Source organism: Paraoerskovia marina DSM 21750, assembly GCF_000701465.1.
In the GTDB taxonomy this organism is placed as follows: domain Bacteria; phylum Actinomycetota; class Actinomycetes; order Actinomycetales; family Cellulomonadaceae; genus Paraoerskovia; species Paraoerskovia marina.
Genome location: NZ_JNIY01000005.1, coordinates 189003 through 202613 on the forward strand (window position 1 = coordinate 189003; position 13611 = coordinate 202613).

At 72.5% G+C, this 13611-nt stretch carries 13 protein-coding genes and 1 riboswitch; of the genes, 1 reads left to right on the plus strand and 12 read right to left on the minus strand.

From position 1 onward, the window contains the following. Positions 1 to 156 precede the first annotated feature (156 nt). Positions 157 to 1989 (plus strand): DEAD/DEAH box helicase, encoded by a 1833-nt coding sequence (locus tag Q343_RS0109850; protein WP_043109952.1) that lies wholly within the window; start codon positions 157 to 159, stop codon positions 1987 to 1989. A 127-nt stretch (positions 1990 to 2116) separates the two neighbouring features. Here Q343_RS0109850 and Q343_RS0109855 read toward each other — a convergent pair whose 3' ends face one another. From Q343_RS0109855 to Q343_RS0109910, 12 genes are all read right to left on the minus strand, one after another. Continuing rightward, complete coding sequence (locus Q343_RS0109855) at positions 2117 to 2578, minus strand: PH domain-containing protein (protein ID WP_029253421.1); 462 nt, start codon at positions 2576 to 2578, stop codon at positions 2117 to 2119. Between the two features lie 5 nt (positions 2579 to 2583). Continuing rightward, on the minus strand, positions 2584 to 3432 hold the full coding sequence (hisG, locus tag Q343_RS0109860; protein ID WP_029253422.1) for an ATP phosphoribosyltransferase: 849 nt from the start codon (positions 3430 to 3432) through the stop codon (positions 2584 to 2586). A 42-nt stretch (positions 3433 to 3474) separates the two neighbouring features. Continuing rightward, the gene (locus tag Q343_RS0109865) at positions 3475 to 3738 is read right to left on the minus strand and encodes a phosphoribosyl-ATP diphosphatase (protein ID WP_029253423.1); all 264 of its coding nucleotides are present in this window, start codon (positions 3736 to 3738) and stop codon (positions 3475 to 3477) included. 71 nt (positions 3739 to 3809) lie between these two features. Further along, positions 3810 to 4277, minus strand: coding sequence for a 6,7-dimethyl-8-ribityllumazine synthase (gene ribH / locus Q343_RS0109870; protein WP_029253424.1), 468 nt, complete (start codon positions 4275 to 4277; stop codon positions 3810 to 3812). Then, positions 4274 to 5542 (minus strand): bifunctional 3,4-dihydroxy-2-butanone-4-phosphate synthase/GTP cyclohydrolase II, encoded by a 1269-nt coding sequence (locus Q343_RS0109875; protein WP_029253425.1) that lies wholly within the window; start codon positions 5540 to 5542, stop codon positions 4274 to 4276. Before Q343_RS0109875 ends, ribH begins: the two co-directional genes overlap by 4 nt. Then, positions 5539 to 6168, minus strand: a complete 630-nt coding sequence (locus Q343_RS0109880) for a riboflavin synthase (RefSeq protein WP_029253426.1) — start codon at positions 6166 to 6168, stop codon at positions 5539 to 5541. The genes Q343_RS0109875 and Q343_RS0109880 overlap by 4 nt, the downstream gene beginning before the upstream one ends. Next, complete coding sequence (gene ribD / locus Q343_RS0109885; protein ID WP_231959162.1) at positions 6168 to 7235, minus strand: bifunctional diaminohydroxyphosphoribosylaminopyrimidine deaminase/5-amino-6-(5-phosphoribosylamino)uracil reductase RibD; 1068 nt, start codon at positions 7233 to 7235, stop codon at positions 6168 to 6170. The genes Q343_RS0109880 and ribD overlap by 1 nt, the downstream gene beginning before the upstream one ends. Positions 7236 to 7338: 103 nt before the next feature. Then, positions 7339 to 7461: riboswitch (FMN riboswitch) on the minus strand. Between the two features lie 194 nt (positions 7462 to 7655). Then, entirely contained in the window at positions 7656 to 8318 is a 663-nt protein-coding gene (gene rpe, locus Q343_RS0109890; protein ID WP_029253428.1) for a ribulose-phosphate 3-epimerase, read from the minus strand. Between the two features lie 23 nt (positions 8319 to 8341). Continuing rightward, the gene (locus tag Q343_RS0109895; RefSeq protein WP_029253429.1) at positions 8342 to 9811 is read right to left on the minus strand and encodes an RsmB/NOP family class I SAM-dependent RNA methyltransferase; all 1470 of its coding nucleotides are present in this window, start codon (positions 9809 to 9811) and stop codon (positions 8342 to 8344) included. Further along, positions 9808 to 10776 (minus strand): methionyl-tRNA formyltransferase, encoded by a 969-nt coding sequence (gene fmt / locus Q343_RS0109900; protein WP_029253430.1) that lies wholly within the window; start codon positions 10774 to 10776, stop codon positions 9808 to 9810. Before fmt ends, Q343_RS0109895 begins: the two co-directional genes overlap by 4 nt. Before the next feature lie 10 nt (positions 10777 to 10786). Next, on the minus strand, positions 10787 to 11422 hold the full coding sequence (locus Q343_RS0109905) for an HAD family hydrolase (protein WP_029253431.1): 636 nt from the start codon (positions 11420 to 11422) through the stop codon (positions 10787 to 10789). Further along, the gene (locus Q343_RS0109910) at positions 11419 to 13581 is read right to left on the minus strand and encodes a primosomal protein N' family DNA-binding protein (protein ID WP_029253432.1); all 2163 of its coding nucleotides are present in this window, start codon (positions 13579 to 13581) and stop codon (positions 11419 to 11421) included. Before Q343_RS0109910 ends, Q343_RS0109905 begins: the two co-directional genes overlap by 4 nt. Positions 13582 to 13611 lie beyond the last annotated feature (30 nt).

Here is a 13611-nt window from a genome sequence, read left to right on the forward strand (position 1 = left end):
GGAGGGACTCCAGTGGAGTATGTCGCCATTCCCGTGGTGTGTATTCGCGCCCTACTGTGCGCGCCTCTCGTCAGTTTGTGTCCGGGACAGCGACCTGCGGAGAACCGACTCGGTGACCGCACGACGCTCCGCCGCCCCACATGAACGGACCGGTACGTGACCGATCACGCTGCACCCACCCCTGCCCTGACCTTCGACGACCTGAACCTGCCGGCCTCGCTGCGCAAGGCTGTCGCCGACCTGGGCTTCACCACCCCCTCCGCCATCCAGGCCGAGGCGATCCCGGCCCTGCTGTCGGGTCGCGACATCACCGGCATCGCCCAGACCGGCACCGGCAAGACGGCGGCCTTCGGCCTGCCGCTGCTGGCCGCGATCGACCCGACCTTGCGCCGTACGCAGTCGCTGGTCCTCGCCCCGACCCGCGAGCTCGCGATGCAGGTCGCGGAGGCCATCGAGTCGTTCGCCGCCGACATGCCCGGTCTGGAGGTCGTCCCCGTCTACGGCGGCGCGCCGTTCGGCCCGCAGGCACGCTCGTTGCGCGACGGCGCCCAGGTCGTCGTCGGCACTCCCGGTCGCGTCATCGACCACCTCGAGCGCGGAACCCTCAAGCTCGACTCGATCCGGTTCCTCGCTCTGGACGAGGCCGACGAGATGCTGCGCATGGGCTTCGCCGAGGACGTCGAGAACATCTTCAACCGTGCCCCTGTCGAGCGTCAGGTCGCACTCTTCTCCGCGACCATGCCCCCGCAGATTCGTCGCGTGGCGGCCCAGCACCTCAACGACCCCCTCGAGATCGCCGTCGCCCGCCAGGCCACGACGGTCACCAGCGTCCGCCAGACCTACGCCGTCGTGCCGTTCCGCCACAAGGCCGGTTCCCTCGCCCGCGTGATCGCGACCTCGGACGTCGACGCGGCGATCGTGTTCGTCCGCACCCGTGCCGCCGCCGAGGAGGTCGGGTCCGCCCTCGTCGAACGCGGGATCGCCGCTGCGACCATCTCGGGCGACGTCGCGCAGAAGGACCGCGAGAAGATCGTCGAGCGCCTGCGCTCCGGCCAGGTCGACGTCCTCGTCGCCACCGACGTCGCCGCGCGCGGACTCGACGTCGACCGCATCGGCCTCGTCGTGAACTTCGACCTGCCCAAGGAGCCCGAGGCCTACGTGCACCGCATCGGCCGCACCGGCCGTGCAGGCCGGTCAGGCACCGCGCTGTCGTTCGTCAACCCGCACGAGCGCGGACGCCTGAAGACGATCGAGCGGATGATCCGCGTGCGGCTCGAGGAGATCGAGATCCCCTCCCCCGCCGACGTCTCCGCCCACCGGGCCAAGACCCTCCTCGCGAAGGTTGCCGACCGCACCGAGGCCGGCCGCCTGACGATGTACGCGGACCTCGTCCGCACCTACCTGACAGAGCACCCCGATACCGACCCGGTCGACCTCGCCGCGGCGCTCGCGGCGCTCGCGGTCGGCGACGACGGCCCGAAGGCCCGTGCCGAGCAGGAGGCGTTCGACGCCGAGCGTGCCGAGGCGAAGGCCGCCCGCGAGCGTGGCGCAGCACGTCGCGAAGGCACCCGTCCCGACCGCGAGCGGTCCCCCCGGGTCCGTGACGAGCGTGAGCGCGGTGAGCGCGGGATCCGCCGCGAGGCCGTCGGGACGCGCTACCGCGTCTCGGTCGGGCACAAGGACGGCGTCGAGCCGCGTGGCATCGTCGGTGCGCTGACGAACGAGGGCGGGCTCAACGGCAAGGACCTCGGCAAGATCGACATCTTCCCGAGCTTCTCCCTGGTCGACATCGTCCCGAACCTCGACGACGAGACGCTCGCCCGGATCGGACGGGCCCGTGTGGGCGGTCGCCCGCTGCGCATCACGAAGGACCGCGGGGCACCGTCGGGCGCTCGCGGCTCGAGCGCTCCGCGGCACGAGCACCGTCACGGTGCGACGAGCCGCCCGGTGAACCGTCCGGAGCGTTCGCGCGCAGGCTCGGACCGCTAGTCCGTCATGACGAGGAAGAGCCCCGCAGCCAGTGGCTGCGGGGCCCTTCCTCGTCATGCCCCGGGCCACCCGCGCCGTCCGGGCCCCACGTCGTGCGTTCCGAGGGCGTGCACGCAGGGTCGTGCTGTCAGGGTCGAGGTTCGGGGGCCTCGCCGTGGGCGGCGACGAGCGCGGCGAGGCGACGTGCCTGGGCCTCGGAGCGTGCGCCGTCGGCGCGCTGGACGGCGAGGACGGAGACGGTGTCTCCGTCCGACAGGTCGAGGCGGACCCAGGCGTCGTCGGGGCTGAAGCGGACGGCCACGATCTGTGCCCAGTCGAGCCTGCGGGTGCTCCCCGCGTTGCGGATGGTGATGCCCTGGGGGTTGACGTCGGCACGGACCCCGCCGAGCCGCCACATGAGGAAGGCGGAGAACGCACCGAAGCCGAGGAGTGACGCACGGTTTCCGGCCGAGGCCATCGGACCTTCGACGACGACGGCGATGATGATGCAGCCGCCGAGGAGGATCGCAGCCAGGACGAGCGCGACGGCGCGCCCCCACCGGGGGTAGAACGACGCGTAGGGGTCGGTGTCGCGGGGTACGGACGCCATGGTGCTCAGAGTCGGCACGCGTGGATGGACGTCACGAGGATCGCCCGTGCCCCCACGTCGTACAGGGCGTCCATCACCTGGTTGGTCTCGCGGCGCGGGACCATTGCGCGGACGGCAGCCCAGTCGTTGTCGTGCAGCGCGGAGACGGTCGGAGACTCGAGCCCCGGGGTGAGGGCCACGGCCTGCTCGACGAGCCGGACGGGGACGTCGTAGTCGAGCAGGACGTACTGCCGGGCGGTGAGCACCCCCTGCAGGCGGCGGGTGAGGATCTCCAGTCCCGCCGGGTCCTCCTCACCGCGCCGCTTGATGAGGACGGCCTCGGAGCGCAGGATCGGCTCTCCGAACACCTCCAGGCCGGCCGCGCGCAGCGTCGTCCCCGTCTCCACGACGTCCGCGATCACGTCGGCGACGCCGAGACGCACCGACGACTCGACGGCTCCGTCGAGGTGCACGATCCCCGCGGGCTCGATCCCCCGGCTGGTCAGGTACTGCTCCACCAGGACGTTGTACGACGTCGCGATCCGCTTGCCCGCGAGCTCGGAGATCTGCGTCGTCGTCCCCGACGGCGCTGCGAACCGGAACGTCGACCCGGCGAAGCCCAGCGGCAGGTGCTCGTCCGCCCGCGCCCCCGAGTCGAGCAGCAGGTCCCGGCCCGTGATCCCGGCGTCGACCGTCCCCGCCCCGACGTACACCGCGACGTCGCGCGGACGCAGGAAGAAGAACTCGACGTCGTTGTCCGGGTCTGCCAGGACGAGCTCGCGCGAGTCACGGCGCTGCCGGTACCCGGCCTCCCTCAACATCGCAGCAGCAGGCTCGGACAGTGACCCCTTGTTCGGGACGGCAATGCGCAGCACGGAATTCCTCGGTTCGACTCTGACGACACGGGCAACGACACGTCACAGGTAGCGGTAGACGTCCTCAAGGGTCAGACCCTTCGCCACCATCATGACCTGCAGGTGATACAGCAGCTGGGAGATCTCCTGGGCAGCCTCGGCGTCCGTCTGGAACTCCGACGCCATCCAGACCTCCGCAGCCTCCTCGACGATCTTCTTGCCGATGGCATGCACGCCGGCGTCCAGCTCCGCGACGGTGCCCGACCCCTCGGGACGCGACACGGACTTCTCGGTCAGCTCGGCGAACAGCTCCTCAAACGTCTTCACGAACCCAGCCTAGACGCCCGCGCACGGAACGGTGCACGGATTCCACGCACCGGCCCCGGCGCTCGCGGACGTCACAGTGCACGCAGGGCCAGGACGGTCGCGATCGCCGCCTCGGCGGCCTCGGCGCCCTTGTCCTCGCCGGACCCCGGGAGGCCCGCACGCTCGAGGGCCTGCTCCTCGGTGTCGCAGGTCAGGAGCCCGAATCCGACCGGCACGCCGGTCCGGGTCGAGACGTCCGTGAGCCCGTGCGTGGCGGCCGAGCAGACGTAGTCGAAGTGCGGGGTCCCGCCGCGGATCACGACGCCCAGCGCGACGACCGCGTCGGCGCCGGTCTCAGCCGCTCGCGCCGCCGCGACGGGCAGCTCGAACGACCCGGGCACCCGCACCTCCGTGACGCTCCTGACGCCAGCCTCCACCAACGCACGGCGTGTCCCGGCCAGCAGCCCGTCCATGACGGTGGTGTGCCAGCTCGCGGCGACGACCGTGACCCGCAGGCCCGTCCCGTCCACCTGGATCTTCGGTGCTCCTGCTCCGCTCATCGTCCGTCCTCCGTGATCGTGTCCAGCAGGTGGCCCATCGCCACCTTCTTCGTCAGCAGGTACGCATGGTTGTGCCTGCCGTGCCCCACCTCGAGCCGTGTCGCGCGCACGACGTCGATGCCCGACGCCGTCAGGCCGGTGACCTTCGCAGGGTTGTTCGTCAGCAGCTCCACCCGACCGAGCCCGAGATCCTCCAGGACCGCCGCGGCGGCACCATACTCTCTCCTGTCGGCAGGCCAGCCGAGCTCCAGGTTCGCCTCGACCGTGTCCCGGCCGTCGTCCTGCAGCTCGTACGCGCCGATCTTCCCGAGCAGGCCGATGCCCCGACCCTCGTGCCCCCGCAGGTACACCACCGCGCCCCCGACCGCGGCGACGCGGCGCATCGCCTCGTGCAGCTGAGGGCCACAGTCGCAGCGCAACGACCCGAACGCGTCCCCGGTCAGACACTCCGAGTGCACCCGGACCACAGGCACGTCCGCCGGCGCCCCGGTCGGCTCGACCGGCACCAGGGCCACGTGCTCCGCCCCCGTCTTCACGTCCCGGTACCCGTGCACCCGGAACTCCCCGTGCTCCGTCGGCAGCGCAGCCACACCCGAACGTTGGACCCGGGCACGCTGCGGCGCAGCCTCCGGCTCCGTCACCACCGGGTCGTGCTCCAAGCGCCAGGCGATCAGGTCCTCGATGGTGATGAGCACCAGCCCCTCCCGCTGCGCCAACGCCGACGCGTCGTCCAGACGCACCATCGACCCGTCGTCGTGCACGAGCTCCGCGATACCACCGACCTCACCCGCATCGGCCAGCCGAACGAGGTCGACCGCAGCCTCCGTGTGCCCCGCACGGTGCAGCACCCCTCCGGCCACCGCACGCAACGGCAGCACATGCCCAGGACGAATCAGATCCACCGCCCCCGACCCCGGGTCCGCCAGCACGTGAAGCGTCCGTGCACGGTCCGCCGCAGAGATCCCCGTCGTCACGCCGACCGCCGCGTCCACCGTCACCGTGTACGCCGTGCGGCGCGGATCCTGACTCTCCGGCACCATCAAGGGCAGCTCCAACGCGTCCGCCCGCCCGATCGGCATCGGCGCACACAGATACCCCGACGAGTGCCGGATCGTCCACGCCACCCACTCGGCACTCACCCGCGAGGCCGCGAACACCACGTCCGCCTCGTTCTCACGCTCCGGAGAGTCCGCCACCAGCACCGGGCGTCCCGCAGCGATCTCCTCCAGCGCACGCTCCACCGACGACAGCACCACCCCGCTCATGCCACACCCCCGACGGCGCTCGCGGACGAGCCCCCCGCCATCAGCCGCTCGACATACTTCGCGACCACGTCCACCTCGAGGTTCACCCGGGCGCCCGGCTCCAGCGCGCCGAGAACCGTCGCCTCCAACGTCGTCGGGATCAGCGAGACGCCGAACGAGTCGGAACCCACCGACGTCACCGTCAACGACACCCCGCTGACGGCGATCGAGCCCTTCTCCGCGACATACCGGAGCAGATCCGACGGTGCGGCAAACACCAGGTCGTCCCACCTCTCCCCCGGCGATCTGGAGACCAACGCACCGACGCCGTCCACGTGCCCCTGGACGATGTGCCCGCCCAGCCGCCCGTGGGCCGGCATCGCCCGCTCGAGATTGACGCGCGCCCCCACCGTCAGGCCACCGAGCGCAGTGCGGCGCAACGACTCCGGCATCACGTCCGCCGTGAACACCGCACCGTCGACACCCGCGACCGTCAGGCAGACCCCGTCCACGGCGATCGAGTCCCCCAGCCGCACGTCCGACGTCACCACGGGCCCCTCCACCGTGAGCACCGCGTCACCCTCCGGACCCGACGGGAACTCCAGCCCCCGCACCACACCCATCTCCTCGACGATTCCCGTGAACATCAGCACTCCTCCTCCCGCGACGGCCCGACAGGCCTCGCAACGACCAACATGTCCTCACCCAGCTGCCGAACCCCCACGGTCGACAGCCGCACCGCCTCCCCGATCGTCCTCACCCCGATGTCGACGACCGCGCTCCGGCCCGAACCCAGAAGCACCGGGGCCACATACGCATGAACCTCGTCGACCGCACCCGCCGCCAGGAACGCCGACGCCACCACCGGCCCACCCTCGACCACCACGTGCCGCACCTCACGCTCCTGCAGGACGGACAGCACCTCGCGGACGTCCCGTGACCGCACCACCACGAGCTCCCCACCGTCCGCAGACCGCACACGGGCGCTCGCGGGCACGGGGCTGTGCCCGACGACGACGCGCAGCGGCTGCGTGTCGGCTAGCCTCCCCTCGGGACCGCGCGCGGTGAGGGACGGGTCGTCGGCCCGCACGGTGCCGGTACCGACAAGGATCGCGTCGGCCTGGGCACGGACCTCGTGCGCGTGCATCCGTGCCTGGTCGCCGGTGATCCACCGGCTCGACCCATCGGCAGCCGCGACACGGCCGTCGAGACTCGTCGCGATCTTCAGCGTCACGAACGGGCGGCCCGCGCGGACCGCATCGAGCCAGACACCGAGCACCTGGGTCCCCTCGTCGGCAAGGAGGCCTTCGGTGACGCGAACGCCGTGGTCCGCGAGCCACGCACCGCCCCCGGCAGCGACGGCGTGCGGGTCCGCGACGGCATAGACCACCTCGGAGACGCCCGCATCGAGGAGCGCCGACGAGCAAGGCGGTGTCCGGCCCCTGTGATGGCAGGGCTCGAGCGTCACGACGGCGGTCGAGCCGCGCACGTCGACCCCTCGGGCCTGGGCATCGGCAAGTGCCTCGGCCTCCGCGTGCGGGGTTCCGACGCCATGGTTGCGGCCCTCGGCCAGGACCATGCGAGGGTCATGCTCGTTCCCGGACGCGAGCAGGACACAGCCGACGCGCGGATTCGGACCACGGACAGGGCGCTCGGCGGCCAGTACCAGGGCACGACGCATCGCGTCCACCACTGTCATGCGAGCTGCGCTCACGTCTCCTCCGTCCTCGAAGCATCCTGCTCCGGGGTGAGAGACGGCACGCGCACGCGGCAGAATGCCGCGTCACGAAACCACGACACAGGTCTCCCCGCGCCGCCACGTGTTCCTCCCATCCGGACTTTCACCGTCGGTCCCGGAGTTCCACCAGGTCAACCGCGCCGAAGCGCGGGTCGCGGACTGTCACCGCCGGCTCGGACTTTCACCGACCCCGGAGCACGTTGTTGCGTACTTGCACGTTCATGATCCCACATCTGGCCAGGGTCGACTCCTGGCGTATGTGCTGCCTTTGGGGTGAGGTCCCGGTTTGGTCGCGTCAAGGCGCGTAATGTGTGCTTGGCACACTATTTTATCGTCGAGGAAAGGGAGGAGCGGACAGTCGTCCTGCCCCTCCCGTCCGGCGTCGCCCGACTCTCCCTACGCGTGCGCTCCGTCAGCGAGACGACGCAGTGTGGTGATCTCCCCCGCGACGTCGTCGGCCCCGTACACGGCCGAGCCTGCGACGAACACGTCGGCACCCGCCTCGGCCGCGCGCTCGATCGTCTCCCTGCTCACTCCCCCGTCGACCTGGATCCGGACCTGCAGGCCCGCGTCCGCGACAGCCCGTCGTGCACGCCGGATCTTCGGCAACGTCCCCTCGATGAAGGACTGACCGCCGAACCCCGGCTCCACGGTCATCAGGAGGAGCATGTCGACCTCGCCGAGCAGGTCGACGAACGGCTCGACCGGCGTCGCCGGCCGGAAGGCGACGCACGCCCTCGCCCCGAGCCGTCGGATCTCGCGCGCGAGCCGGACCGGCGCGGTCGCCGCCTCGGCGTGGAACGTGACCGAGGCAGCCCCTGCCTCGGCGTAGGCCGGCGCCCACCGGTCGGGGTCCTCGATCATGAGGTGCGCGTCGAGCGGGATCGGCGAGACCTGGGCGAGACGCTCGAAGACCGGGAGCCCCAGCGTCAGGTTGGGGACGAAGTGGTTGTCCATGACGTCGACGTGCGCGTAGTCGGCGTTCGAGATCCGATGAAGGTCGCGCTCGAGGTTCGCGAAGTCGGCGGACAGGATGCTGGGGGCGATCAGAGCTGACATGGCCCCAGCCTAGGCCCGCCGTGTCACGCGCGTCGGCGCAGCAACGTCAGGTGCATGGCGTCCGTGCCGTGGACGTGCGGCCACAGCTGGACGTCCGTGCGGTCGGTGAGCGGGATCTCGGTCGTGGCGACGGCACGGACCGCCTCCGCGGCGTCGAGACGCTCGACGTCGGCACGACGCCGCAGGACGTCGTCGACGACGACCTGCGTCTCGGCCATGTGGGGCGAACACGTGACGTAGCCCACCACTCCCCCGGGACGGACGGCGTCGAGAGCCGAGTCGAGCAGCTCGCGCTGCAGCGCCGTCAACGTCCCGAGGTCGGACGGCGTCCGCCGCCACCGCGACTCGGGCCGACGTCGAAGCGCGCCCAGACCGGTGCACGGCGCGTCGAGCAGCACACGGTCGTATGCGGCGGGCTCGTCGGTGCCGATGTCGCGCCCGTCACCCGTCCGGATGCTCTCCACCGCCGCACGCGGTACCGCCTTCATCGACCGACGGACCAGCTCGGTGCGGTGCTCCTGGGACTCGTTGGCCACGACGCGGGCACCACGTTCGGCGGCGATCGCGCCCAGCAGCGCCGCCTTGCCTCCGGGACCCGCGCACATGTCGAGCCACCGCTCGTCAGGGCCGTCCACGACGGCGCCGGCGAGGGCCAGCGTGACGAGCTGGCTGCCCTCGTCCTGCACGCCGGCCGTGCCGTCGCGGACCGCCTCGAGCGCACCGGGGTCGCTGCCCTGGAGGACCGCCGCGGTGGTGGCCCACCGGCCCGGCTCCGCACCGTTCAGGTCAGCCACGGCAGACAGCCCCGGGCGGGCGACGAGCGTCACGCGGGGGGCCTCGTTGTCGGCGGCCAGCAGGTCGCCGAGCTCGGAGGCCGACCGGCCCGACGCGACGAGCGCCTCACGGAGCGCCCTGGTGATCCACGCCGGATGGCTCTGCGTGACGGCAAGCCGCGCCAGGTCGTCCGGTGCCTGCGAGGCGAGCACCTCGAGCCACTGGCCGAGCGGCCGGGCGCTGACCTTGCGCAGGACGGCGTTGACGAACTGGGCAGGACCTGCGCCCACACGCTCACGGGTCAGCGCGACGGTCTCGGAGACGGCGGCGTGCGTCGCGACCCGCATGCCCAGCACCTGGTGCGCGCCCAGCCGCAGGACGTCAAGAACCGCGGGGTCGACCCGGTCGAGCGGTCGGTCGACGCACTGCGCGAGCACGGCGTCGTATCGACCCAGCATCCGGAGCGTCCCGTACGCGAGCTCCGTCGCGAACGCGGCGTCCCGACCGACGATGCCGCGCTCACGGAGGAGCGGCGGCAGGACCAGGTTCGCGTAGGCGTCCGAGTCTGCGACCTGCCGCAGGACGTCGTAGGCGGCGTTGCGTGCTGGGTCGCCCGTCCGACGGCGCTGACCCGGCGCCTGCTGCGACTGGTTCCGCGCACCGCGGGCCCGGGCCGCTCCACGTTGGCGTCCCTTGGCGTCGCGCCGGTCGGCGCTCATGCCTTCTCCTCCGCGACGCCCTCGTCCGGTCGCGCCCGAACGCCGAGCACGACGTCGTCCCCGAGGCGGGCACCGCGGGCCCAGTCGGGCGCGTGCATCGGCTTCTTGCCCACGGGTGCGACGTCGCCGAGCTCGACCGCGTGCGTGCCGGTCCCGACGAGCACCTCCTTCTTGAGCGCTCGCAGCTCGCCCGGGCGCAGGTCGGTCACATCCGGGCGCGGACGCACCGGACCGAGGCCGAGGCGGGCGCCGTCGGGCAACGTCGTCCACGCGCCCGGAGCGGGCGTGCAGCCACGGACGAGCCGGTCGACGGCGAAGGCCGGGTCGGCCCACCGGACCAGGGCGTCGGCAGGCGCGAGCTTGGAGGCGACGGAGACGCCGTCCGCACCCTGGGGCACGGGGGCGGCCGACCCGTCGGCGATCGCGTCCAGGGTGGCGACAAGGAGTCCGGCGCCGGATGCAGCCAGGCGGTCCAGGAGGTCGCCCGCGGTGTCCCGGGGGCGGATCGTCTCTGTCGCCGTGCCGAGGACGGGCCCGGTGTCGAGCCCTTCCTCGATGAGGAACGTCGAGGCCCCGCTGATCTCGTCGCCCGCGATGATCGCCCGCTGGACGGGCGCTGCACCCCGCCAGGCCGGAAGGATCGAGAAGTGGAGGTTGACCCATCCGAGGCGCGGGACGGCCAGCACGTCGCGGCGCAGGATCTCGCCGTACGCCACGACGGGGGCGCAGTCGATGTCGAGACCCGCGAGCGTGTCGACGAATCCCGGGTCTCGCGGTCGGTCGGTGATCACGGGGACGCCTGCCTCCTCGGCACGCACGCGGACCGGGCTCGGTCGCAGCCGACGGCCACGACCGGCGGGCGCGTCGGCACGGGTGAGGACGGCGACGACCTCGTGCTCCGAGTCGAGCAGTGCATCAAGGGCGGGGACGGCTACCTCGGGGGTACCGGCGAAGAGGACACGCATGAACAAGAGTCTAGGCGCCCGGCTCCCGGCGGCCCGGCAGCCGGACGTCGACCCCGAGCCGGCGGAGCTCGTCCCGGAGCTGGGACGTGCTGCGGAAGCGCACGGTGCAGAAGCCGAGGGCCGACGCTGCCTCGACGTTCTCGGCGCTGTCGTCGACGAAGACCGTCGCCGTGGGGTCGAGGCCGAAGCGGTCGCGAGCGAGGCGAAAGATCGCGGGATCGGGCTTGACCAGCCGCTCGCGGCCGGACACGAGAACTTGCTCCATCCGCGTCGTCGCCGGGGCGGCGTGAGCGGCCGCCCCGAAGAGCTCTGCCGACCAGTTGGTCAGGCCAAACAGCCGCAGCCCTGCCTCGGCGAGCTCGTCGACCAGCTCGGCGGAACCTTCCACCGGACCGGTGAGGGACAGCTCGAACCGGTCGATGTAGAGCGCGAACGCCTCCGCGTGCTCCGGGTGCTCGCGCGCGACGAGCTCGGCCTCCTCGGCGATCGTCCGCCCGGCGTCCCGCGCACGGTTGTACGCGTCGAAGTCGACCTCACGAAAGAACGTGTCGACGTCCTCCGGCGACATCGGGCCGACCAGGGCACGTCGCGGGTCCCACCCGACGAGCACGTTGCCGAAGTCGTAGAGGACCGTGTCGATCGTCACAGCATCTCCTCGGGGTCGAGTCGTACGCGGACCGAGCCGCCCTCGCGTCGCGCGCTGCGGACGGCGAGCGACGCTGCGAGCTCCTTGGCGAGCCTGCCTCCCTCACCGACCGGTACGCGCAGCACGGTACGCACCGGCCGCGCGAGCGTCCGGTCGGTCGTCCTCCGCTCGTCGCGCTCGATCTCGACCGGACCGAGGACGACGAAGTCGGCATGCTCCCGTGCGAGACCGACTCGCGAGACCACCGCGCTCACGGCCTCGCGGTCGCCGCTCACCGACGCGATCCGCACGGCGGGTGGGAGCGACAGCTCCACACGCTCGGCGAGCTCGCGGTCGGCCAGCCCGGCCGGGTCCCAACGGACCAGAGCGTTGGTCGGAGCAGGTGCGGCGTCGCCGACGAGGAGGACCACACCTCCGTCGGACGCCGGTCGCACCAGCGACGCCGCACCCATCCACCGGCCGACGGCGCGCTCGGCCGCCGTGAGCCGGACAGAGGCCGTGCTGACCGCGGCGTCGAGCAGCAGCGCGGCCGCGTACCCGCCGTCGACGACGGGTTCGGCACCCGGCGTGGCGACGACGAGCGCTGGACGTGCCTCGACACGCGAGAGGACACCGCCCGGTGCCGACGCCCCGGACTGCCGGACGGGGACGCCGGGGAACGCCCGTCCGAGCTCCTCGGCCGTCCGCCCCGACCCCACCCGTACGGACCGCAGCGCGTCGTTGCCGCACTCGTCGCACCGCCAGCCTGCTGCCAGATGACCGCACCAGGAGCACTGCGGCGTCGACCGCTGTCCGGCGAGGCCCAGCGGACCGTGGCACCGCGGGCACTGAGCCGACGCGCGGCACCGGGAGCACGCCACGACCGGGATGTAGCCGGCCCGTGGCACCTGGACGAGCACGGGTCCGTCGACCAGAGCCTGACGGGCCGTCCGCCACGCCGCCGTCGGCAGACGCGCCGCCGCGCCCGCACCCTCCGACGCGAGCTCGGTCGACGTCAAGGCACGGACCCGGGGCGCGGAGCTCCGGACCACGTCTCGGGCCGCCGACACCTCACGCGCCCACCCCGAGGCGAGCAGGGCCTGGGCCGAGACCGTGCGACCGTGCGACCCGACGACGAACGCCGCTCCCTCGAGCTCGCTCCGGAGAGCGAGGACGTCTCGCGCGGCGGCGTAGGGGGCCCGTGGCTCTGCCAGGGAGTCGTCACCGTCCTCCCAGCAGACCACGAGGCCGAGACCTGCGACGGGGGCATAGGCCGCGGCGCGGGTGCCGATCACGACCCGGACGTCGGCGTGCAGCGCGGACAGGAAGCTGCGGTACCGGGGCGACGGCCCCGCGTCTGCCTCCAGTCGCACGTAGTCCCCCGGTGTCCGGGCCGTGCAGCACGACCAGCCGGTGGCGTCGAGAGCCCGGGCCAGGTGGTCGACGTCCCGCTTGTCCGGCAGGACGACGATCACACCACGGCCCGCGGTGGCCGCCGTCCGCGCGAGCGCGGCCAACCCGGCCGCCCAGTCCTCGACCTCGGGAATCGCGACGGTTCGGCCGGGAAGAGCCGTCCAGACCGCACGGGGGTCGCCTCCTGCGCTGATCCGCTGCAGGAGAGCCGCACCTCCGCGGTAGAGCTCCCAGTGCCGCGCGACACGGTCGTGTGCGGAAACAACGTCGGGGTCGGGCGTCCGGACGGGCGCGGCCCCGGGGTCGGGGTCGTCGACGGCGGCGCCGGCAAGCTCTGCGCGAGCGTGACGAGGGGGGACGGCGAGACGCAGGACGTCGGCCATCGTCCCGCTCCACCGGTCGGCCACGGCCCGCGCGAGGACGGCCACCTCGGGCGTCAGGACACGTTCGTCCGAGACGACACGCCGGATCCGCTGCAACGTCCCGTCGTGGCTCGTCGTGTCGGCGCGGGCGAGCACGTACCCGTCGACGTCCTGGGAGCCGAACCGCACCTTGACCCGTACCCCTGGCTGTGCCGCCGCGTCCATCGACTCGGGGACGAGATAGTCGAAGATCCGGTCCAGGTGTGCAGGCGCCAGGTCGAGCGTGACCCGCGCGACCGGCGCCGCTGCGGCGATCGCGGCAGCCCCTCGGGCGGCACGCCGACGGACCGGCGTCGCCGGCACGTCGAGCAGCGTGTCCTGCTCACCCGCGCTGTCCTTCGTCACGCGACCATTGGAGCACGAGCCACCGACGGC